Here is a 20,587-nt window from a genome sequence, read left to right as displayed (position 1 = left end):
GCAAAGTGCCCACTCGACCGAGACAAAGTGCCCACTCGACCGAGACAAAGAGCCCACTCGACGGTGGTGGCGGTGGTGCGGACTGGCGTGGCGTGGGCACCTCTCCCCGTCGAGACCGGTCGAGTGGGCACTTTGCCTGGCTCAGCCGTAGGTGTCGCGTGGGCCGCGGGAGTCGGGTGACCGGCGGGCGCCCCGGTTCCACGACGGGGCGCTGGGGCCGACGACGCGCAGCTCGCTGACGGCTCCGGCCCCGATCTCCTCGTCGATGCGGGCGAGCAGCGACGACGCGAGCAGCCGCATCTGCGTGGCCCAGGCCGTCGAGTCCGCGCGCACCGTGAGGATGCCGTCTGCGAAGGTCATCGGCTCGACGTGACCGGCGATGTCGGGTCCGACGATCTCGGGCCAGCGGCCCATCACCGAACCCACGGCGACGTCGACCTTCCAGCCGCGGTCGAGGAGCAGCCGGTCGAGCTGGTCGCCGAGCAGCGACGGGTCGCGCCCGTCGCGTGCGGAGCCCGAGAGCACCGGCGCGTGGCCGATCGGTCGGCGGCGTTTGCGGGGCTTCATGCCCGGGCGAAGTCCCTTGTCGGCGGCGGCCGCCCGAGCGCGGGCCAGAGCGGAGGCGGCCGCATCGGCGATCCGGGTCTCCTCGTCGCTTGGCGCGGGCGCCTGCTCGGCCGGTGGGTTCCCGCCGGCGGCGGGCTCGGGATCGGGGCGCGCCTCGTCCTCAGGCACCGTCATCGCCCGTCTCGCCCGCGTCCGGTGACTCTGCCGCGTCGGGCGTATCGGTGGCGGCGCCGACGGGTCCGACCTGACCGAGCTCGACGGCATACGTGGTGCCGCGCTCGCGCAGCACGTCGGGCACGTCGGCGCCCACGGCCGCGGTGATCAGCACCTGCTCGCAGTCGGCGATCAGCGCTGCCAGCCGCTCGCGACGTCCAGAGTCGAGCTCGGCGAAGACGTCGTCGAGCACGAGCACGGGGTCGTCGCCCAGGTCGCGCCGCAGCAGCCGGTATGCCGCCAGCTTGAGTCCCAGCGCGAAGCTCCAGGACTCGCCGTGGCTGGCGTAGCCCTTCGCGGGCAGCTCGCCGAGAGACAGCACGAGGTCGTCGCGGTGCGGACCCACGAGCGTGATGCCGCGCTCGATCTCGTTGGGCCGCACCTGCTCCAGGGTCTCGAGCATGCCGGCGCGCAGCTCGTCGATCTCGGGCACCTCGCCCTCGGCGAGACGTTTGGCGAGGTCGTCGTGCAGCGAACTGCGGTAGGTCGCCCGGGCGTTCGAGGCGGCGGCGCTGACGGCGTCGTAGCAGGCCGACAGGTCGGGAACGAGGTCGCGGAGGAGTCGGAGCCGGGCGTAGACCAGCTGCGAGCCGACCGTGGACAGGTGGTCGTTCCAGACGACGAGGGTGTGCAGCGCGGCCTCCCGTGCCTCGTCGAGCGGCGGGTCGCCGGCTCGCGGCTGGCGGCGGGCACCCTTGCGCAGCACCGGAGCCGCCGACTTGAGCAGGGCGTTGCGCTGCTTGAGGATCTTGTCGTAGTCGGAGCGCACCCCCGACCAGCGCGGCTGCCGTTGGACGAGCAGCTCGTCGAGGAAGCGGCGACGCTCGGACGGGTCTCCCTTGACGAGGGCGAGGTCCTCGGGTGCGAAGAGCACCGTGCGCACCGTGCCGAGCACGTCGCGGGGGCGCGAGACCGGGGAGCGGCCGAGGCGGGCCCGGTTGGCCCGGCCCGGGGTGATCTCGAGCTCGACCATCGTCTCGCGGTCGTCGCGCACGATCGCCCCGCGCACGATGGCCTGGGCCGCCCCGAACCGCACGAGGGGCTGGTCGGTCGCGACCCGGTGCGAGCCGAGGGTCGCGAGGTAGCCGACAGCCTCGACAAGGTTGGTCTTGCCCTGGCCGTTGAGGCCGACGAGGGTCGTGACCCCGGGAGTCAGCGCGAGCTCGGCGCTCGGATAGCTGCGGAAGTCCTTGAGGGTCAGGTGGCGGACGTGCACGTCAGGATGGCTGGTTCTCGAGGGTGGCGGTGCCGGGCGCCGTGCATCGCAGGGCTCCCGGCCGCACCACGGCTGTCAGGAGGTGGAGCCGGTGCCCGACGAGGGGCCGGCGTTCGCTGCGTCGCCGGTCGCCGAGCCGGGCTGCTCGGGGGCGGGTGCCGGGTGGGCCGAGCCCGCGTCGCCGGTCTTGCGACGGAGCTCCTCGCCCTCGGCGATGGTCATCACCTGGTGCCCACCGAACTGGCCCCGCAACGCCGCGACCGCCTGCATCGTCGGCGAGCTGGGCTGGCGCGAGGCGAACCGGGCGAACAGGGACGACGAGATGACCGGCATCGGCACACCGAGCGCGATGGCCTCCTCGACGGTCCAGCGGCCCTCGCCGGAGTCGTTGGTGTAGTCGGACACGTCGTCGAGGTGGGGGTTCTTCTCGAGCGCTGCGACCATGAGGTCGAGCAGCCAGGAGCGCACGACGGTGCCGCGGCTCCACGCTTTGAAGGCGCCGGGGACGTCCTTGACGATGTCCTTCTTCTCGAGCAGCTCGTAGCCCTCGGCGTAGGCCGCCATGAGGCCGTACTCGATGCCGTTGTGGACCATCTTCGTGTAGTGGCCGGCACCGACCTCGCCCGCGTGGACGAAACCCTCCTCGCGCGGGCCCTCGGGACGGAGCGCGTCGAAGATCGGCATCGCCTTCTCGACCCACTCGGCGTCGCCGCCGCACATCAGGCCGTAACCGTTGTCGAGACCCCAGATGCCGCCGCTCACCCCGCAGTCGACGTAGCCGATCTTCTTGTCGCCGAGCAGCTTCGCGTTCTCGAAGTCGTCGGTGAAGCGGGAGTTGCCACCATCGATGACGAGGTCACCGGGCTCGAGCAGGTCGCCGAGCTGGGCGACGGTCTGCCGGGTCGGGTCGCCTGCCGGGACCATCACCCACACGACGCGGGGGGCCTCGAGCGCCTTGACGAGCTCGGGGAGCGACGCGACGTCTCGCACGTCGGGGTTGAAGTCGAAGCCGACGACCTCGTGACCGGCGCGGCGCAAGCGCTCGCGCATGTTGCCGCCCATCTTGCCGAGACCGATGAGACCGAGCTGCATGTCGCGAGCCTTTCTGACGGAGGACGGGGGTCGATCAGGTGGCGCGGTTCGAGGCTACGCCCTGCTGCCCTGCGGACGGCAGGGCGGCTGGGTGGTCCCGAGGGCGCTGCACGCGTACGCATGGGCGGGACGCCCTCGGCAGCTCAGCTCGCGAAGCGCACCGGCATGAGGACGTAGCGGTAGCTGCTGTCGGGCTCGGAGTCGGCCTCGGCCTGCCCGGTCAGCACGGCGGGCCGGCTGGGCTGGGTGAAGCTGAGCCGGCTCCAGGCCGTGCCGACGGCGTGGAGCCCGTCGAGCAGGAACTGGGGGTTGAAGGCTATCTGGATCTCGGGACCGTTGAGCGTCGCCTCGACGGCCTCGGAGGCCTGGGCGTCGTCGCCGGTGCCGGCCTCGATGGCGACCTGGCCGTCGGTGAACTTCAGCAGCACCGGGGTGTTGCGCTCGGCGACGAGGGCCACGCGCTTGACGGCCTCCTCGAGGGCGGCGGTCTCGATGACGGCCTCGGTGTCGACCGACGTCGGGAAGATCGAGGTGACCTTGGGGTACTCGCCGTCGAGCAGGCGGGTGGTCGCCCGGCGCTGGCCGGCCTCGAAGCCGATGAGGCCGTCGCCACCGTGCCCGAGTGCGAGCTCGACGGAGCCCGAGGCGCCGAGGGCGCGGGCGGTGTCGGAGAGCTGGCGAGCGGGGATGAGCGCGATGTGGCTGGCGTCGGTCGCGGTCGGGCTCCACGTGAGCTCGCGCATCGCGAGGCGGTAGCGGTCGGTGGCGAGGAGGGTGACCTTGTCGCCGTCGATCTCCATGCGCACGCCGGTGAGGATCGGCAGCGTGTCGCCCTTGTCGGCGGCTACCGAGACCTGGGCCACGGCCTGGGTGAAGACGTCGCCGGCGATCGTGCCGCTCGTCTCGGGGGCAGCCGGGAGCGTGGGGTAGTCGGCGACGGGCATCTCGCGGAGGGCGAACCGCGACGAGCCGCACGCGACGTTGACCTTGGTGCCGTCGGTGCTGACGTCGATCGGCTTGTTGGGCAGGTTGCGCGAGATGTCGGCCAGCAGGCGCCCGAGAACGAGCACCTGGCCGGACTCGGCGACGTCGGCCGGCACGGTGATGCGCGCGGACACCTCGTAGTCGAAGGCCGACAGCGTCAGCGTGCCGTCCTCGTTCGCGTCGACGAGCACGCCCGCGAGCACGGGGACCGGCGGGCGTGCCGGCAGGCCACGGGCCACCCAGGTCACGGCCTCGGCCAGGACGTCTCGCTCAACCCGAAACTTCACGGTGCACTCACTTCGACGGGGAAGGTCATTGGGGCTCAGACACTAGTGCCTGCCGGTGACTGACACCACAGACACTCCCCGAATGGCAGACGGGTCGAAATCAGACGTTTGCCCGGGGTTCGGCCGCGCTCGTCTCGACCCTCGTTGTCGGGGCACATCTCCTCGACTTGAGTCTCGTCATAGTCATAGGTGCTGTGGATGCTGTGGAAAACCCGCGTCCGGGCAGGTCAGGCGGCTAATGGGGTGTGCACGGGATGTGGGTCACGAGTAGCCGCGCCAGGTGCCGGCTGTGGACGGAGTTCGGCCCTGCACAGCGTCCCCACAACCGACGGCGAGGTTGTCCGCAGGCAGCATCGCTTCGTCCACACGTTTCCACAGGCCGGTGTGGAGGACCGGACACCATATGTCTGATTTGCAGCCATTGACGACTAGTCAGCTGTGCGTGGAGGAAGGCTCCGCTTCCACAGAGTTTTCCACAGGCGGTGGACAACTTGCGGGCCGCCTTTCTCCTCGCGTCTGTGTTTACGAGTCACGGGAAGGTCACGCTGTGCACACAGCTGTGGACAACTGTGTGGACAGATGTGGACGCAGCGTGGACCGCTGCCTGTGGATTGCGCCCCGGCGTTCCTGCGGACTAGTCCGTCGAGCCGCTGCTGACCACGAGGTGGCGGGAGGCGGCGAGGAGCGTCTCGAAGAGGGCGGGAGGGTCGGGAAGGGGCCCGAGCTGCGAGAAGACCTTACTCGTGACCGCACCGAGGAGCAGCGTCCACGCCGCGATGCCCTGCGCGAGCATGGGCGGCTCGATCGCGGTGTCGTGGACACCGACTGGCCGCCCGTCGCAGCCGCCACCCGTGGAGCCGCCGAGGCGACGGGGGCCGGACTGGTCATCATCGGCAACCTGTACGGCTACGGCTGGGTGGAGGCGCCAATGACGGAGGACGCTCCGCTACGGCCGGCCGGGCACAAGGGCGCCATCCGCGCGGACATGTGGACCGAGGCGTTGGCCCGTCACGCGTCCGGCCGGGTCCGTGTCACCGAGCTGCGCTCCAGCGACTACTTCGGGCCGGGCACGACCCCGCGCACCAGCTACCTCAACGACGTCATCTGCGACGCGCTGCTGGCCGGGCGTCCGCCGTCCGTGCCGATCGGTCGACCCGATGCCCCGCACTCGTGGACCTACGTGCCCGACGTGGGTGCCCTCGCCGCCGTGGCCGGGCTCGTCGTCCCCTTCATGCGCGAGGTCCGCGAGACCCGGCACCAGTTCGAGCGACCGGTCGAGCTCGACTCGCAGCTGACCCAGCGGACGTTCGGGCTCGCCCCGACCCCGTGGGACGACCCGCTCACGGCCACGATCGCAGCGCGACGCCGCTGACCGCATACGCCATCGGGGCCGAGAGGCCCCTCGCTCAGTGGGACTGCTGGCGGATGCGGTTGGTCAGCTCGGTGACCTGGTTGTAGATCGCGCGGCGCTCACCCATGAGCTCGCGGATCTTGCGGTCGGCGTGCATGACGGTGGTGTGGTCGCGGCCGCCGAAGTGCTGGCCGATCTTGGGCAGGCTCAGGTCGGTCATCTCGCGGCAGAGGTACATCGCGATCTGGCGGGCCGTGACGAGCTGGCGCGAGCGGCTCGAGCCGCAGAGGTCCTCGAGCGTCACCGCGTAGTAGGCGGCCGTGACCGCCATGATCGTCGCGGCGGTCACCTGGTTGGGCGTCTCGTTGGGCAGCACGTCCTTGAGCACGATCTCGGCGAGCGGCAGGTCGACGGCCTGGCGGTTGAGGTTGCTGAACGCCGTGACGCGGATGAGCGCGCCCTCGAGCTCGCGGATGTTGGTGCTGAAGTTCGTCGCGATGTACTCGAGGACCGGGTCGGGGACCGTCATCCGGTCCTGGATCGCCTTCTTGCGCAGGATCGCGATGCGGGTCTCGAGGTCGGGCGGCTGCACGTCGGTCAGCAGCCCCGACTCGAACCGGGTGCGCATGCGGTCCTCGAAGCCGGACAGCTCGCGGGGTGGCAGGTCGCTGGTGATGACGATCTGCTTGTTCGCGTTGTGCAGCGTGTTGAAGGTGTGGAAGAACTCCTCCTGCGTCTGCAGCTTGCCCTGGAGGAACTGGATGTCGTCGATGAGCAGCACGTCGACGCTGCGGTAGCGGTTCTGGAACGCGCTCGCCTTGTCGTCGCGGATGCTGTTGATGAAGTCGTTGGTGAACTCCTCGGAGTTCACGTAGCGCACGCGCACGTTGGGGAACATCGTGCGGGCGTAGTGGCCGATCGCGTGGAGCAGGTGTGTCTTGCCCAGCCCGGACTCGCCGTAGACGAAGAGCGGGTTGTACGCCTTCGCCGGGGCCTCGGCGACCGCGACGGCCGCCGCGTGCGCGAAGCGGTTGCTCGCGCCGATGACGAAGGTGTCGAAGGTGTACTTCGGGTTGAGGCGCGTGTCGCCGGGCGAGCTGGGCTCGGGACGCTGCTGCAGGCGCAGGGGGCCGCTCTCGCCACCGCTCAGTGGGTCGGGCCCCAGCTCCATCTGCGTCTGGACGTCGGGGTATGCCGGCCGGCCGGGCTCGTCGAGGTCGGCGCCGTTGAGTGCCGGGGCGCTCTCGGCCAGGTCGCGCAGCGGGTTGTGCTGCTGGTTGTGCTGCGTGCTGGCGCGCGCGGCACCGCCGAAGCCGCCGGCCCCGCCCTGCGCGACACCGTTCTGGTGACCCGCAGCGCCCTCGGAACCCATCGGGCGGCGCGGGCCGTCGTGCACCGAGGCCTGACCGGTCGGCTCGTCGCTGATCATGCCCAGGTCGGTCTCGAGGCTCTCGTCGACCGAGACGGCGAGCTGGACCGCGTGGCCGAGCTGGTCACCGAGCGCGGTGTGGATCTGCTCGCGCACCCGAGTCTCGAGGAAGTCCTTGGTGAACGTGTTGGGTGCGCGCACGAGGGCGATCTCGTCGAGGACGCCGACGAGGCGGCAGAGCCGGACGAACGCGCGCTCCTGGTTCGAGAGTCCGGAGTCCAGTGTGCCGAGCGTCTGCTGCCAGATCTGTGCGTAGTCGACGCCTGTCTCGGCCACCAATCCCACCTGCCCCTGAGTTCAATTGCGTTGCACCTGTTGCGATCCCGGCGCTAAGTGCACTCGGGCGGGTTCGAGCTGGAGCTCGACCGTGCCGGGTCGGACGACTGGGATGCGTCCGTGCCTTGGTGAACGATGCCCTGTTGTCCACACGTTTGTCCACAGCCTGTGCATGGGTCGGGCGAGGATCGTGAAGTCGAAAACCTACAGGGGCAGGGCCGCTGTGACAATCGCGTCGGGGACAGAACTTTCCCGTTGTCGGCGTGTCGCCTTGCAATCGCCCGGCGACGTTCGAGGATCGTCTGTTCTGTCCGGTTCGGCAGGTGGCGCCTCGCCGGTTTGACCCTCCTTCCGGGGCTCCCGTATCGTTGACCGAGCGTGTCTGCGACCTCTTTCGCATGCCCATGGCCCCGAACCCCGGCCACACCGGGTCTCGATCCTCCGTGGGCTTGCCGATTGCGGTCGCATCGGCCACCGCCAGCCCCACCCCGGGCGCCTCTCGTCGCAGTTGCGGCGGGCGTGCACCCGCAACCTACGGAGAACCTCGTGAGCAAGCGCACCTTCCAGCCGAACAACCGTCGCCGTGCCAAGACGCACGGCTTCCGCCTTCGCATGCGCACGCGCGCCGGTCGCGCGATCCTCGCCGCCCGCCGCCGCAAGGGCCGCGCCGAGCTCTCTGCCTGAGTCGCCGGAGGCCGCGGCGTGCTGCCGGCACGTCACCGACTGCGCGAGCGGGCGGACTTCACCACGGCAGTTCGCGGGCCAGGCGCCAGCAGAGCAGGCGGGCGACTCATCGTCGTGCATGCCAACCGGACCGATGCGCGTGCGGAACTTCCGCCGCGCGTCGGTTTTGTTGTGTCCAAGGCCGTCGGCAACGCCGTGGTGCGCAACCGCACCAAACGCCGGCTGCGCGCCAGCGTCGCGACCCGGCTGAACGGCATACCGCCCGGCTACGACCTGGTGGTGCGGGCCAACCCGGCGGCCGCCGAGGCCACCTGGGCCGAGCTCGACACCGCCTTCGGTCGCCAGCTCGAGAAGGTCTGCCCCCGATGAGCGCCACGGTCAACCGCGTGCTCGCGGCGCCCCTCGTGCTCGTCGTGCGGCTCTACCAGCGCCTCATCTCGCCGATGCGACCGGCCACCTGCCGCTTCTACCCCAGTTGCTCCGCGTATGCCGTCACCGCGCTCACGCGGTTCGGGCCCGTGCGCGGCGGCTGGCTCGCCGCTCGCCGCATCGGCCGCTGCCACCCGTGGAACCCGGGCGGGGTCGACCCCGTTCCGATGACGTGGGCCGAGCGCAACGACTGGGACCCCGCCGACTTCCGGCCCTCGGGTGAACACCACCCGGCCGGTCACCCGATGACAGAGGAAAGACGTTGATCGACTTCTTCAACACCCTGCTCTATCCGATCAAGCTCGGTGAAGCCTGGGTCATGTATGCCTGGCACTGGCTCTTCAACACCATCGGGCTGCCGACGGGCTGGGCGTGGGCGATGTCGATCGTCGGCCTCACCGTCGTCGTCCGCCTCCTGCTCATGCCGCTCTTCGTGCGTCAGATCCACTCCTCGCGCCGGATGCAGCTCATCCAGCCGGAGATGCAGAAGATCCAGAAGAAGTACAAGGGCAAGCGGGATCCCGAGTCCCAGAAGGCCCAGCAGGCCGAGATCATGGATCTGTACCGGCGCACCGGCACCAACCCGTTCAGCAGCTGCCTGCCGATCCTCATCCAGAGCCCCTTCTTCTTCGCGCTCTTCCAGCTGCTCAACAACCTCAAGGCCCAGGCCGAGGGCGTGCCGGGTCACGACGCGATCGGCCCGATCACCCGCGAGGTCGCGGCGCAGATCGAGAGTTCGACGATTTTCGGCTCGAAGCTGTCGGACCACTTCCTCGGCGCCAACGTGCCGCTCAACACGAAGATCCTGACCGCCGTCCTCATCGTCCTCATGTCGGCCACGACGTTCACGACGCAGTACCAGCTGATGCGCAAGAACATGCCGGCGTCGGCTTTGGACAACCCCTTCGCCAAGCAGCAGAAGGTCCTGCTCTACCTGATGCCGATCTTCTTCGCGATCTCCGGCGTCAACTTCCCCATCGGTGTGCTCCTCTACTGGCTGACCACCAACCTCTGGACCATGGGCCAGCAGTTCTACGTCATCCGCAACATGCCGGCGCCCGGGTCCGAGGCCGAGCGCGCCCGCCGTGAGCGGCTGAAGCGCAAGGGCAAGGACATGCAGGAGTTGACCGTGCCAGGTCTCAACGGCGACGCCGACGCCGTCCCCGACGACGCCCCCAAGGCCGGGCAGCGCCAGCAGCCCAAGGGCAAGAAGCGCGCCCGCACGCAGGCCCCCAAGAACCGTCGCTGAGGTTCGTCCACAATCTTGTCCACACTGCCTCTGGGCCTCTGAACTGCGGAAACGTGTGTTATCCACAGTGCCCGGGGTGAACGAAGGAGCTATCCATGAGCGACACACAGGCCACCGAGGCCGACAATCCCACCGATGTTTCCGCTGACGAGACGACCAGCCCGGTGACCGACGCGGTGGAGACGCCCGAGTCTGTCGATCAGGGTGAGCTCTCCGAGCAGAGCGACTCGGTCGAGCCGAGCGAGGCTGACGAGTCGAGCGACGCCGGCGCGGACGAAGCGGACGGCGCGGAGCCGGCCAAGACGGAGAAGGGCGACAAGAAGTCGCGAGTGCGCCAGCTCGAGCGCGAGGGGGAGGTCGCTGCCGACTTCCTCGAGACGCTGCTCGACATCGCCGATCTCGACGGCGACATCGACGTCGACGTCGACGGCGACCGGGCCGCCATCGCGATCGTCGACTCCGACGAGGGTCGCGTGCCTCGTCGTCTCGTCGGTGTGGACGGCAAGGTGCTCGAGGCCCTCCAGGAGCTGACCCGACTGGCCGTGCAGGCCGAGACCGGTGAGCGCAGTCGCCTCATGCTCGACATCGCGGGCCACCGTGCCCAGCGGCGTTCGGCCCTCGTCGAGATCGCCAAGGTGGCGATCTCGGAGGTCAAGGAGTCCGGCACGAAGCGTTCCCTCGAGCCGATGAGCGCCTTCGAGCGCAAGGTCGTGCACGACGAGGTGTCTGCCGCCGGTCTGGTGTCGGAGTCCGAGGGCGTCGACCCGAACCGGCACATCGTCATCCTGCCCGCCTGAGGCGCCACGTTTCACGTGAAACGCGACTCGTGAGAGGCGCGGCCGGACCACCTATGTGAGGAGTGGGAGCGGGTGAGCCACGAAGCTCCAGGACCGATCGAGCCCATCCAGCCCGCAGAGCCCACCGAGCCCACCGAGCCCACCGAGCCCACCGAGCCCACCGAGCCCACCGAGCCCACCGAGCCCACCGAGCGTGCGGGTTCAGACGGGTCGGCCTCGGCCGGTCAGACGCCGCCGACCACCCCGGAGGTGGCCGGCTCGGTCTTCGGAGGGCAGCTCGCCCTGGCCGAGCAGTTCGTGGCGATCCTCGCCGACACCGGGATCACCCACGGACTCATCGGTCCTCGTGAGGCGCCGCGCCTCTGGGACCGTCACGTTCTCAACTGCGCCGTCGTGCACGAGGCCATCCCGGCCATCGGTGACGTTCAACAGGTGATCGACGTCGGCTCCGGTGCCGGCCTGCCAGGCCTGGCGCTGGCGATCGCAAGGCCCGACCTCGAGCTGCACCTCGTCGAGCCTCTGGCCAGGCGCACCGCCTGGCTGTCGGACACCGTGCAGCGGCTGGGCCTTCCGAACGTCACCGTCCACACCGCGCGGGCCGAGTCCCTGTGGGACCAGCTCGACGCCGCGTGGGTCACGGCCCGGGCCGTGTCGCGCATCGTCCAGCTCGCAGAGTGGACACTCCCGCTGCTCACGGCCGGTGGCACGCTGTTGGCGCTCAAGGGCTCACAGGCCCAGACCGAGCTCGACGAGAACCTGGCGGCGCTCACCCAGCTCGGCGTTGTCGAAGCAAGGGTCGAGGCCTTCGGGGCCGACCTGCTGTCGGAACCGACGCTCGTGCTTCGCGCCTCCATCGGCGAGGTGGTCGACCGCCGTCGGTTCCGCTCTCGTCAACCGTCGAGCGCCGGATCGGCGCGTCGACGTGCAGATCGACCGCGCGGATCGCGACGCTCCGGCCCGGCGACAAGCGGTCGTCGGCGCCATCAGCCATGATCGTGTCCAGACCATTCGATGGTCGGCTCGTCCCGTGTTCATCACGGAGGGTCCGACTTTCAACCCCGGAGGTGCGCTCCCTGTGACGATGTCGACCAACCTCGGCTGGCCGAGTGAACCCGACCCGGAGCCGGAGCACCGTCGTCTGGGGTGGTTGGCTCGGATGCTCGGTGTTTCACGTGAAACAGGCACCGAGACTGGCAACGGTGCTCCCGCCAACGGTGCTCGGGATGACGGCGCCCTCCCGGGGGGAGCGCCACAGTCGGTGAGCGACACCGCCACGGCCGCACCCCGCACCGAAGCCAGCGATGTCGAGGACTCTGTCGCCACGAACGTGCAGCCGCAGCCAGACGGCGACGCGGGTGACCCGCTGACGGTCGGGGGGTCGTCCAGCGGCTCCGACACCGCCACGGTCGATGGTGGCGGCGACCTGCCGGCTCGGTCGCCCGAGATCGACGGCCACCGTGCGGCGACTGCGCCCCGCGAGCCCGACAGCGGTGCACCGGGGAGGACCGGGTCCGATGGTGATGGCAGTGCCGTCGGCACGAGGGCAGGGTCGGAGGTGAGCGGCGGCCCGGCGCCGGAGCCGGTCGTCGAGGATGCCGAGGACCTGCCTGATGGAACGGCCGTGGCGCAGGAGGCTGAGGTTCGCGCAGTCGAAAGCACCGATACCCCCGAGAGCACCGAGACCCGCGAAACGGCCGAAGCCACCGAAAGCCACGAGAGCGGCGCGGCCGGCTCGGTCGACTCGGGTGACTCTGAGACGTTTTTGGCTGGTGTGCCCGAGTCCGAGCAACACCTGTCCGAGGCGCCCCCCGCTGTTGCCGCGGTGAGCCCCGAGGCCCCGGACATGTCGGCCCTGGAGACGGCGTCGACGTCGCACCTGCCTGACGAATCTGCCGGCGGCAGTGAGCCGATCGGCGATCGGACGGGTGACTCGATCGCCGAATCCACAGTGGAAACGCCTGTGGACAACGCGGTGGACGAACTGGACGGTATCGGTGCTTCTGAGCAGGGAACTACCCCATCCGAGGCTGGGGACAACGTTGTGGATGAGTCGGGAGCCGCGGTGCGTGAGCTCGTCGACCACGCCGACCGGGAAGCCCTCGCCGCGGCCTTGCCGACGCCGGGAACCGACACCCCACTGGCGCGCGAGCTGGCAGAGAACGCCCGCCGGCGGATCCAGCTGACGGGTCGTCCGTTCCCGAAGCCGGTGGCTCCGCGAGTCCTGACGGTGGCCAACCAGAAAGGTGGCGTCGGCAAGACGACGACCACGGTGAACGTCGCCGCGGCCCTCGCCCAGGCGGGTCTCACGGTGCTCGTCATCGACCTCGACCCGCAGGGCAATGCGAGCACGGCTCTCGGCATCGACCACCATGCCGAGGTGCCATCGATCTACGACGTGCTCGTCGACGGCACCCCGCTGCTCGAGGTCGTGCAGCCGTGCTCCACCGTCGAGAACCTGCACTGTGCTCCCGCCACCATCGACCTGGCCGGTGCCGAGATCGAGCTCGTGTCGCTCGTCGCTCGCGAGTCGCGTCTGCAGAAGGCAATCGCCGCCGCGGCCGACCAGGGTCACGCCTATGACTACATCCTCATCGACTGCCCACCGAGCCTCGGTCTGCTCACCGTGAACGCCATGGTGGCAGCGAGCGAGGTGTTCATCCCGATCCAGTGTGAGTATTACGCCCTCGAGGGTCTGTCGCAGCTGCTGAAGAACATCGACCTGGTCAAGCGTCACCTCAACCCGGCCCTGCACGTGTCGACGATTCTGCTGACGATGTACGACGGGCGCACGCGGCTGTCGGCGCAGGTGGCCGACGAGGTGCGTGAGCACTTCCCCGAGCAGGTCCTGCGGACGACGGTGCCCCGGTCGGTCCGCGTGTCGGAGGCGCCGAGCTTCGGGGAGACCGTGATGACCTACGACCCAGCCAGCAGTGGGGCGCTTGCCTATCTGGAGGCGGCCGGCGAGCTTGCTGACAGGGGAGCGGCCGGTCCGGCCTGAGGTCGGTCGCAGTCCCTTTGCCCCGGTGAAACGAGGACCGCCCCTTCGGGGGCGGTCCTGTTTCACGTGAAACGCGATCCTGCATGCCGGCGTTTCACGTGAAACACAGCGACAGCCCCAAGCTATTTCCGGCCGTGCGGAGACGGTGCGCGAGCAGCCTTGCCCAGCAGGTCAGTTGGCGAACCAAGCTCCCGTTTCAGGTGAACTGATCGCACGGTCGAGCCCACGGACGTCGAACAGCCGCGTCCGGCCGCCGTTTCACGTGAAACAGGACTTCCATGAGCCGCTTGGGCAAGGGCCCCCCCGCCCCGCGACTCAGCGGAGCGGCTGCGCGGACCACCATCGGTGAGCACCTAGACTGAGCGCCGGACGCGATGGCCGCGTCGGTGATGGCAAGGGGTTGGCGAATGGCGGAGAAGCGTCGAGCACTGGGTCGGGGCCTCGGAGCCCTCATCCCGAGCGCACCGAGCGGCGGCGCGGGTCGACCCGTCGATGTCTTCTTCACGGAGCAGAAGCAGGCCAGTCCGCCGATCTCCAGCCCGGCGGAGGAGTCGGCCGGCTCTAACGGGTCGGACCAGAGCGACGCGCCGGCTGACAGCACCTCGGGCGTGTCCACGCCGAACGCGGGGACGGCAGACGGCGCCCATGGGACCAGTGCGCCAGTGGATGCCATCACCGCCGCCGGTGTGCCGGCCGGGGAGGCCTCGAACGGACTCGCCCCCGTGCCTGGTGCGGAGTTCGCAGAGCTCGACATCGAGTCGATCCGTCCGAACCCGAAGCAGCCGCGAACGGTCTTCGACGAAGACCACATGGCAGAGCTGGTCCACTCGATCCGTGAGATCGGCGTGCTCCAGCCGGTCGTGGTGCGCCGGATCCCCGCGGACCAGCTGGCCGAAGCCGACGGCAAGATCTACGAGCTGATCATGGGTGAGCGCCGGTGGCGCGCCTCCGAGGCGGCCGACCTCGGCGTCATCCCGGCCATCATCAAGGACACCAGCGACGACGACCTCCTGCGGGACGCCCTGCTCGAGAACCTGCACCGCAGCCAGCTCAACCCCCTCGAGGAGGCGGCCGCCTACCAGCAGCTCCTCGACGACTTCGGCTGCTCGCACGAGCAGCTCGCCACCCGCATCGGCCGCTCCCGCCCGCAGATCTCGAACACGCTGCGCCTGCTCAAGCTGCCGCCCCTGGTCCAGCGCCGCGTCGCCGCCGGTGTGCTGAGCGCAGGGCACGCCCGAGCCCTCCTCGGCATGGCCGACGGCGCTGCGATGGAGCGGATGGCCCAGCGGATCGTCGCCGAGGGTCTCTCCGTGCGCAACGTGGAGGAGCTGGTGGCCCTGGGGGAGGGCAACGATGCGCCGAAGCCCCGGCGTCCGCGCGCAGGTAGCCGCCACCCGCAGCTCGACGATTTCACGTCGAACCTGTCCGACCACCTCGAGACCCGCGTCGCGATCGCCCTCGGTCAGCGAAAGGGCAAGATCACCGTCGAGTTCGCCTCGATGGAGGACCTCCGACGCATCCTCGGCCTCATGGGTATGTCGTCTCCAGCCCGCGACTGACGCCGACGTCGCCTCCATCCGCACGGTCACGGACCGCCGTCGAGCACGGGAGGCAAGTTCACCATGCCTGAGGGCCACACCATCCATGCCCTCGCGGAGCGCCTGGAACGCGCTTTCAAGGGTCACCCCATCGAGGCGAGCAGCCCGCAGGGGAGGTTCGCGGCCGACGCCGCTCTCCTCGACGGCCAGGTGCTCGAGCGGGCGGAGGCCTGGGGCAAGCACCTCTTCGCCGACGTCGGCGACCTGACGTTGCACGTGCACCTCGGCCTGATCGGCCAGTTTCCGGTGCGCCCGCTGCAGGCCGAAGGCCCGCCGTCACCCGTGGGCGCGGTTCGCCTCCGCCTCGTCGGGCCGGGGCACTGGGCGGATCTGCGCGGGCCGATGATCTGCACCTTGGTCGACCATGCGCGCCGTCGCGAGATCGTGGCGACCCTCGGCCCCGACCCGCTGCGGCGGCGCAGTCTCCCCGACGTCGGGTGGGAACGTCTTCACCGGAGCCGGCGCAGCATCGCCGAGCTGCTCATGGACCAGTCCGTGGTGGCTGGGGTGGGCAACGTCTACCGCTGCGAGGTCCTGCACCGCCTCGCCGTGGACCCGCTGATCCCCGGACGCGACCTCTCCCGAGGGGTGTGGCAGGAGATCTGGGACGACCTCGTGCTGCTCATGCCGCTGGGCCGAGTGTTCTCGCAGATCATCACGATGCCCGACCAGGTGGAGATGGCGCAGCGGGCGAGGCGATCCGGCCGTGCCCGAGCCGTCGCCAGGCACCTGACCGGTGAGCGCCTGGGAGACACCTTCGAGCGGCGCTTCCTCGTGTACAAGCGCACCGGTGAGCCATGTCCGCGATGCCGAAACACGTTGCAGCAGAGGGAAATCGCTGGTCGACGCCTCTATTGGTGCCCAGCCTGCCAAGTGCGCCACTGAGCCGCGTCAGACTCCACGACCGGGTGAGCCCGGGCGTGCCGGCAACAACGGCGCACCCTAGGCTGGCCCCATGGCCCTCACTGGTTCGCGGCCTGCGCCGACGCACGTCATCGCCCACCTGTCCGACCCGCACCTGATCGCCGGCGGTGGGTTGCTCGCCGGTCACATCGACACGCCGGAGCAGCTGCGCAAGGCGCTGGCCCGCGTCGAGGCCTCGGGTGAGCGCATCGACGCCCTCGTCATCAGCGGCGACCTTGCCGACAGCGGTGACCCGGCAGCCTACGACCTGCTCCTCGAGATCGTCGGCCCGGTGGTCGAGCGCCTCGGCGCCGCCCTCGTGCTGACCGGCGGCAACCACGACGAGCGACGACCGATGGCGCAGCGCCTGCACGGCCTCGACACGGACGAGCCCCAGGACTCGGTGACGGTCGTGGGTGGCCTGCGCATCATCACGGTCGACTCCGCGGTGCCCGGCTACCATCATGGCGGCTTCTCGGAGGACCAGTACGAGTGGCTGGCCGACGAGCTGTCGCGCCCCGCCGAACACGGCACGCTGCTCGTCATCCACCACGCGCCGATCACCTACCGCTCTCCCGTGATGCAGCTGCTCGACTTCGAGGACGTCGACCGCCTGCGCAGCGTGGTCGAGCGCACGGATGTGCGCGCGATCCTCAGCGGTCACCTGCACGTGACGAGCTTCGGCACCCTCGGGCAGGTGCCGGTCTTCGTTGCCGGCGGCGTGAGCTACGTCGACGACGTCGGCGCGCCTCGTGAGCTGCTCATGGGCGTCGACGGACCGCAGTCGTGGAACCTCATCGAGGTGCACGCCGACCAGGTGGTGGGCACCGTCGTGCCGATCGAGCAGCACAAGACCTGGCCGGCGCTGTCCGAGGCCGTCAGGGACTTCATGGCGACGGTGCCGGAGGACGAGCAGCGCGAGGTCTTCTCGCGCAAGCGCACCTGACTGCAGGGCATTTTGATAATCGAAATGTCGATCGACCGCAGGGCCGTTCGACGCAGGGGTGAGGACCCGACAGCCGGGTCGCAGCAACCAAGGAGACACTCATGAGCCAGATCCAGAAGGCCACGTCGACGGACGGCACCACCATCGCCTACGAGGCCTATGGTTCCGGACCGGTCGTGGCCATCGTCGGAGGCGCCTTCTGCGATCGCGGCTCCTTCCGCGACGTCGCGCAGGCGCTCGGAGAGCTCGGCCTCACCGGCGTGACCTATGACCGCCGCGGCCGTGGCGACAGTGGGGACACCGAGCCCTACGCCGTCGCACGCGAGGTCGAAGACCTGACGGCTGTAATCGGCGCTGCCGGCGAAAACGACTCTCCCGCATACGTTTTCGGAGTCTCTTCCGGTGGCGCCCTCGTCATCGAGGCCATCGCGGCCGGTGCCCCCGTCGCCAAGGGATCAGCCCTAGAGGTGCCCTACCGCACTGCGGCGTGGCCTCCGCCGCCGGCCGACTACATCGCCACTCTCGAGAACTTCGAGGCGAAGGGCGACCGGGCCGGCATCGTGCGCTACTTCAACAACGAGGTCGTCGGCATGCCGGCCGAGATGGTCGACGGCATGGTCGGCACGCCCATGTGGGATGCCCTGCTCTCCATGGCCTACACGGTCAAGTACGACGGGGAGTGCCTCGGCGGCGACCAGCAGGGCATCCCGGCCGAAACCTTTTCGCGAGTGACGGTTCCGTTCCTGTCGATCTGCAGCAGCGGCACCCAGATGCCCTGGTTGCACGACGCTGCCGAGGTTGTCGCAGCGGCGCTGCCCGACGCGTCAGCTGTCGAGCTGTCGGGTGAGTTCCACCAGGTCCCCGCCGACGTGCTGGCCCCGGCGCTGGCCGACTTCTTCCGCTCCTGACGCAACAACAGCGGTCGCGAACAGCTCAGCCACCGTTGGGTTCCCTTGCACGACAAGGGAACCCAACGGCATACGCAATGAACGTCAGCCGGCGAGCAGGGCGAGCGCGGGGTTGTGCTCCGGAGGTACGACCTCGCGCGGCGGCTCCGGGGGAGTGCCGCCCTCACCGAAGGGCGAGCCTCCGAGCGCCTCGCGACCGTGCGGGCTGGCCCAGTTCTCGAGGGCGGGCCCGCACGGCACGATGCCCGTGGGGTTCACGTCGCGGTGCACGACGTAGTAGTGCCGCTTGATGTGGGCGAAGTCGATGGTGTCGCCGAATCCCGGTGTCTGGAAGAGGTCGCGGGCGTAGCCCCAGAGCGCCGGCATCTCGATGAGCTTGCTGCGGTTGCACTTGAAGTGGCCGTGGTAGACGGGGTCGAACCGCACCAGCGTCGTGAAGAGGCGCACGTCGGCCTCGGTGACGTGGTCGCCGACGAGGTAGCGCCGCGTGCTGAGTCGCTCCTCCAGGAGGTCGAGGTGCTCCCACAGCCGTCGGTAGGCCTTGTCGTACGCGTCCTGCGTGCCGGCGAACCCGCACCGGTAGACGCCGTTGTTGACGAAGCGGTAGATCGGCTCGCTCACCGACTCGATCTCGTCGGCCAGCTCGGCGGGGTAGAGGTCGGGTGCGCCGTCGCGGTGGAGATCTCGCCACTGCGTCTCGAGGTCAACGGTGATCTGCTTGAAGTCGTTGGTCACGACAGCACCCGTCGGGATGTCGACGATCGCGGGAACCGTTATGCCACGGGGGTATTCGGGGTCTCGCCGGAAGTACGCGTCCTGGATGCGGGGGATGCCCAGCACGGGGTCGACGCCGCCCGGGTCGAGGTCGAACGTCCAGCTGCGGCTGTCGTGGGTGGGTCCGCAGATTCCCATCGACAGGGCGTCCTCGAGGCCGAGCAGCCGGCGCACGATGATGGCGCGGTTGGCCCACGGGCAGGCGCGCGCCACGACGAGGCGGTAGCGACCGGCCTCGACGGGGAAGCCGTCTCGACCGTCGGCGGTGATGCGGGTGGTGATGTAGTTCGTGTCGCGCTTGAAGCTCTTCTCGACGTACGTCCCCGGCTCGCTCATGCGCACAACCCTAGTTCGCGGCCCCTCGACCCCTCCGCGGCGCACCGGGCGTGGCACACCCGCCGATGACGCGGCCGCCGCGCTCGGCCAGCTCTCGGGCGGCCGCGGTGGTGCGCTCGATGGCGGTCAGCCCGACCCGCCCGTCGACGGCGAGGCCGGACAGCATCTGCAGCACCAGTCCGGTGCCGGTGTGCGGGTCGAACCCGATGCCGGCTGCGCGCACGGCCGCCACGACCCGATGCGGGTCGAGCCCGAGCCAGTCCGGGTCGACGATGTTGTCGGTCGAGGAGTAGCAGCGCTGCTCTCCGTCCGGGGTGACCCAGCGCCCGCGGTCCGCGTCGTAGCGCCCGTCGACGAGAGCCGACAGCCCGGCCAGTGGATGGGTGGTGCCGCCGTTGCGCAGGTTGACCTCAAGGGCGAGGACCGACCACCGGTGCCCGTCACGCCGGGCCACGAAGTCGACTCCGACCCGCCCTCGGGCCCCGAGGGCGCCCAGTCGCTCGGCGACCGCGGCTGTCAAGCGGGCGACGCGGACGGCATACGCGGGCTGGGCCGGGAAGACACAACCGGCGTAGACCTGCCCCTCGGGTCCCTCGAGCACCTGCTCGTGCGTGGACGCGACGGTCACGGACCCGTCGGGAGCGATGTCGGCCTGTCCGCTCGGGCTGGAGACCTCATCACCGACCACGAGCTCCTCCACGACGCCACCGGCGGCCAGCTCGCCGCGGTATGCGGGCGACAGCGCGGCGTGGAGGGCCTGCACCAGGCGCGCGTCTGCGAGATCACGACCATCGTCGCCGCGTATGCCGACGGTGACGTTTCCGTCGCCGGCGCCGCTGTCGTCGAGCTTGACCACGACGCGCTCCGTGCCGGGCCGGCGCCGGCGGATGCCCTCGATCGCACGGGCGACGTCACCGAGGCCGCGCACGTCCTCGCACCCCACCGGGGTCTCGATCCCAGCCTTCTGGAACAGGCGCCGGCCGGCACTCTTGAAGCCCAGCGGGCGCAGGCGGCAGTCCGTGCCGTCGATGGGGATGCCCAGCGCGAGGGCGGCCTCCTCCTCGGTCTCGGTCACGTTCCACACCTCGAGCAAGGCGGGTCGGCCGCGCACGACCGACCGAACGCGCGCGACGGCGGCCGGGTCGTCGAGGAGCTTGGCGGCGGTCGGGCGCCAGGACTCGTCGGCAACCGTGACGACGTGCACACGGCCGAGGAAGCCGGCGCGCTCCGAAGGCGGCAGGAGGGACGCGTAGTAGTCCAGGACAGCCGGCCCCGGAGCGAGCGAGCTGATGTAGACCACCTCGCAGCGGGGGTTGCGCGCCGCCAGCGCCAGCAACAGGTAGCGGTGCTCCATCGACCCGAACCGTGCCCCGTAGTGCGCGAGCAGCTGGCCGTGCACGCTGAACGACGGCATGACGACACGCACGTGCTCGGTCTCGACACCGGCTGCGGCGTGGCGGGCCGTCCAGGCGGACCCGAGGCCCTGCTGCAGCTGCTGGAACGTGTCCATGCGTCGGCCTTCCGCGAACTGATCCGTCGATGGTAGCGAC

At 69.9% G+C, this 20,587-nt stretch carries 20 protein-coding genes; 12 read left to right on the top strand and 8 right to left on the bottom strand.

From position 1 onward, the window contains the following. Nucleotides 1-141: 141 nt before the first annotated feature. From AC1DE0_RS06865 to AC1DE0_RS06845, 5 genes are all read right to left on the bottom strand, one after another. Nucleotides 142-741 carry a DciA family protein gene (locus AC1DE0_RS06865; RefSeq protein ID WP_478098542.1) on the bottom strand — a complete coding sequence of 200 codons (600 nt, stop codon included), beginning with the start codon at nucleotides 739-741 and terminating at the stop codon, nucleotides 142-144. Next, nucleotides 728-1,996, bottom strand: a complete 1,269-nt coding sequence (gene recF, locus AC1DE0_RS06860; protein WP_478098540.1) for a DNA replication/repair protein RecF — start codon at nucleotides 1,994-1,996, stop codon at nucleotides 728-730. The genes AC1DE0_RS06865 and recF overlap by 14 nt, the downstream gene beginning before the upstream one ends. Before the next feature lie 75 nt (nucleotides 1,997-2,071). After that, nucleotides 2,072-3,088 carry a phosphogluconate dehydrogenase (NAD(+)-dependent, decarboxylating) gene (gnd, locus tag AC1DE0_RS06855; protein ID WP_478098539.1) on the bottom strand — a complete coding sequence of 339 codons (1,017 nt, stop codon included), beginning with the start codon at nucleotides 3,086-3,088 and terminating at the stop codon, nucleotides 2,072-2,074. A 143-nt stretch (nucleotides 3,089-3,231) separates the two neighbouring features. After that, entirely contained in the window at nucleotides 3,232-4,359 is a 1,128-nt protein-coding gene (dnaN, locus tag AC1DE0_RS06850; protein ID WP_478098537.1) for a DNA polymerase III subunit beta, read from the bottom strand. A gap of 634 nt (nucleotides 4,360-4,993) precedes the next feature. Next, nucleotides 4,994-5,152 carry a hypothetical protein gene (locus tag AC1DE0_RS06845; RefSeq protein ID WP_478098535.1) on the bottom strand — a complete coding sequence of 53 codons (159 nt, stop codon included), beginning with the start codon at nucleotides 5,150-5,152 and terminating at the stop codon, nucleotides 4,994-4,996. 21 nt (nucleotides 5,153-5,173) lie between these two features. Here AC1DE0_RS06845 and AC1DE0_RS06840 point away from each other — a divergent pair, with 21 nt between their 5' ends. Beyond that, entirely contained in the window at nucleotides 5,174-5,731 is a 558-nt protein-coding gene (locus AC1DE0_RS06840; RefSeq protein ID WP_478098534.1) for a Rossmann-fold NAD(P)-binding domain-containing protein, read from the top strand. A 34-nt stretch (nucleotides 5,732-5,765) separates the two neighbouring features. On the opposite strand, the gene dnaA is transcribed toward AC1DE0_RS06840, so the two are convergent. Next, entirely contained in the window at nucleotides 5,766-7,415 is a 1,650-nt protein-coding gene (gene dnaA / locus AC1DE0_RS06835; RefSeq protein ID WP_478098532.1) for a chromosomal replication initiator protein DnaA, read from the bottom strand. A gap of 546 nt (nucleotides 7,416-7,961) precedes the next feature. On the opposite strand from dnaA, the gene rpmH reads away from it, so the two are divergent. The 11 genes from rpmH (at nucleotide 7,962) to AC1DE0_RS06780 (ending at nucleotide 17,927) form a co-directional block, all read left to right on the top strand. Continuing rightward, nucleotides 7,962-8,099 (top strand): 50S ribosomal protein L34, encoded by a 138-nt coding sequence (rpmH, locus tag AC1DE0_RS06830; RefSeq protein WP_010849920.1) that lies wholly within the window; start codon nucleotides 7,962-7,964, stop codon nucleotides 8,097-8,099. A gap of 18 nt (nucleotides 8,100-8,117) precedes the next feature. Further along, the gene (rnpA, locus tag AC1DE0_RS06825; protein ID WP_478098526.1) at nucleotides 8,118-8,468 is read left to right on the top strand and encodes a ribonuclease P protein component; all 351 of its coding nucleotides are present in this window, start codon (nucleotides 8,118-8,120) and stop codon (nucleotides 8,466-8,468) included. After that, nucleotides 8,465-8,794, top strand: a complete 330-nt coding sequence (gene yidD / locus AC1DE0_RS06820; RefSeq protein ID WP_478098524.1) for a membrane protein insertion efficiency factor YidD — start codon at nucleotides 8,465-8,467, stop codon at nucleotides 8,792-8,794. The genes rnpA and yidD overlap by 4 nt, the downstream gene beginning before the upstream one ends. Beyond that, nucleotides 8,791-9,777, top strand: coding sequence for a membrane protein insertase YidC (gene yidC / locus AC1DE0_RS06815; protein ID WP_478098522.1), 987 nt, complete (start codon nucleotides 8,791-8,793; stop codon nucleotides 9,775-9,777). The genes yidD and yidC overlap by 4 nt, the downstream gene beginning before the upstream one ends. A gap of 95 nt (nucleotides 9,778-9,872) precedes the next feature. Next, the gene (locus tag AC1DE0_RS06810) at nucleotides 9,873-10,574 is read left to right on the top strand and encodes a Jag family protein (protein WP_478098520.1); all 702 of its coding nucleotides are present in this window, start codon (nucleotides 9,873-9,875) and stop codon (nucleotides 10,572-10,574) included. Between the two features lie 72 nt (nucleotides 10,575-10,646). Next, nucleotides 10,647-11,567, top strand: a complete 921-nt coding sequence (gene rsmG, locus AC1DE0_RS06805; protein ID WP_478098518.1) for a 16S rRNA (guanine(527)-N(7))-methyltransferase RsmG — start codon at nucleotides 10,647-10,649, stop codon at nucleotides 11,565-11,567. Between the two features lie 562 nt (nucleotides 11,568-12,129). Beyond that, nucleotides 12,130-13,572: a ParA family protein gene (locus AC1DE0_RS06800; RefSeq protein WP_478098516.1), complete on the top strand. Its 1,443-nt coding sequence runs from the start codon at nucleotides 12,130-12,132 to the stop codon at nucleotides 13,570-13,572. Between the two features lie 407 nt (nucleotides 13,573-13,979). Beyond that, nucleotides 13,980-15,131 (top strand): ParB/RepB/Spo0J family partition protein, encoded by a 1,152-nt coding sequence (locus AC1DE0_RS06795; RefSeq protein ID WP_478098514.1) that lies wholly within the window; start codon nucleotides 13,980-13,982, stop codon nucleotides 15,129-15,131. A gap of 63 nt (nucleotides 15,132-15,194) precedes the next feature. Further along, a complete protein-coding gene (locus AC1DE0_RS06790; RefSeq protein ID WP_478098512.1) occupies nucleotides 15,195-16,055 on the top strand; it encodes an Fpg/Nei family DNA glycosylase in 861 nt (286 codons plus the stop codon). Between the two features lie 70 nt (nucleotides 16,056-16,125). Further along, nucleotides 16,126-17,019 carry a metallophosphoesterase gene (locus tag AC1DE0_RS06785; protein ID WP_478098510.1) on the top strand — a complete coding sequence of 298 codons (894 nt, stop codon included), beginning with the start codon at nucleotides 16,126-16,128 and terminating at the stop codon, nucleotides 17,017-17,019. Between the two features lie 101 nt (nucleotides 17,020-17,120). Continuing rightward, nucleotides 17,121-17,927: an alpha/beta fold hydrolase gene (locus tag AC1DE0_RS06780; protein ID WP_478098507.1), complete on the top strand. Its 807-nt coding sequence runs from the start codon at nucleotides 17,121-17,123 to the stop codon at nucleotides 17,925-17,927. 84 nt (nucleotides 17,928-18,011) lie between these two features. On the opposite strand, the gene AC1DE0_RS06775 is transcribed toward AC1DE0_RS06780, so the two are convergent. Together AC1DE0_RS06775 and AC1DE0_RS06770 are read right to left on the bottom strand one after the other, a co-directional pair. Continuing rightward, nucleotides 18,012-19,037 (bottom strand): glutathione S-transferase family protein, encoded by a 1,026-nt coding sequence (locus tag AC1DE0_RS06775; protein ID WP_478098505.1) that lies wholly within the window; start codon nucleotides 19,035-19,037, stop codon nucleotides 18,012-18,014. Between the two features lie 10 nt (nucleotides 19,038-19,047). Then, nucleotides 19,048-20,547, bottom strand: a complete 1,500-nt coding sequence (locus AC1DE0_RS06770) for a peptide ligase PGM1-related protein (RefSeq protein WP_478098503.1) — start codon at nucleotides 20,545-20,547, stop codon at nucleotides 19,048-19,050. Between the last annotated feature and the right edge of the window lie 40 nt (nucleotides 20,548-20,587).

This window comes from Terrabacter sp. 05T424, assembly GCF_056396225.1.
The sequence above is the reverse complement of the archived record's forward strand: the minus strand, read 5'-3'. Positions and strand labels throughout refer to the sequence as shown.

Bases quoted from the DNA above. Each gene is read 5' to 3' on its own strand.
- AC1DE0_RS06845 (WP_478098535.1), bottom strand. From the start codon at position 5,152: ATGCTCGCGCAGGGCATCGCGGCGTGGACGCTGCTCCTCGGTGCGGTC.
- AC1DE0_RS06775 (WP_478098505.1), bottom strand. From the start codon at position 19,037: ATGAGCGAGCCGGGGACGTACGTCGAGAAGAGCTTCAAGCGCGACACG.
- AC1DE0_RS06810 (WP_478098520.1), top strand. From the start codon at position 9,873: ATGAGCGACACACAGGCCACCGAGGCCGACAATCCCACCGATGTTTCC.
- AC1DE0_RS06790 (WP_478098512.1), top strand. From the start codon at position 15,195: ATGCCTGAGGGCCACACCATCCATGCCCTCGCGGAGCGCCTGGAACGC.
- AC1DE0_RS06780 (WP_478098507.1), top strand. From the start codon at position 17,121: ATGAGCCAGATCCAGAAGGCCACGTCGACGGACGGCACCACCATCGCC.
- yidD (WP_478098524.1), top strand. From the start codon at position 8,465: ATGAGCGCCACGGTCAACCGCGTGCTCGCGGCGCCCCTCGTGCTCGTC.
- AC1DE0_RS06770 (WP_478098503.1), bottom strand. From the start codon at position 20,547: ATGGACACGTTCCAGCAGCTGCAGCAGGGCCTCGGGTCCGCCTGGACG.
- AC1DE0_RS06865 (WP_478098542.1), bottom strand. From the start codon at position 741: ATGACGGTGCCTGAGGACGAGGCGCGCCCCGATCCCGAGCCCGCCGCC.
- AC1DE0_RS06795 (WP_478098514.1), top strand. From the start codon at position 13,980: ATGGCGGAGAAGCGTCGAGCACTGGGTCGGGGCCTCGGAGCCCTCATC.
- gnd (WP_478098539.1), bottom strand. From the start codon at position 3,088: ATGCAGCTCGGTCTCATCGGTCTCGGCAAGATGGGCGGCAACATGCGC.
- AC1DE0_RS06785 (WP_478098510.1), top strand. From the start codon at position 16,126: ATGGCCCTCACTGGTTCGCGGCCTGCGCCGACGCACGTCATCGCCCAC.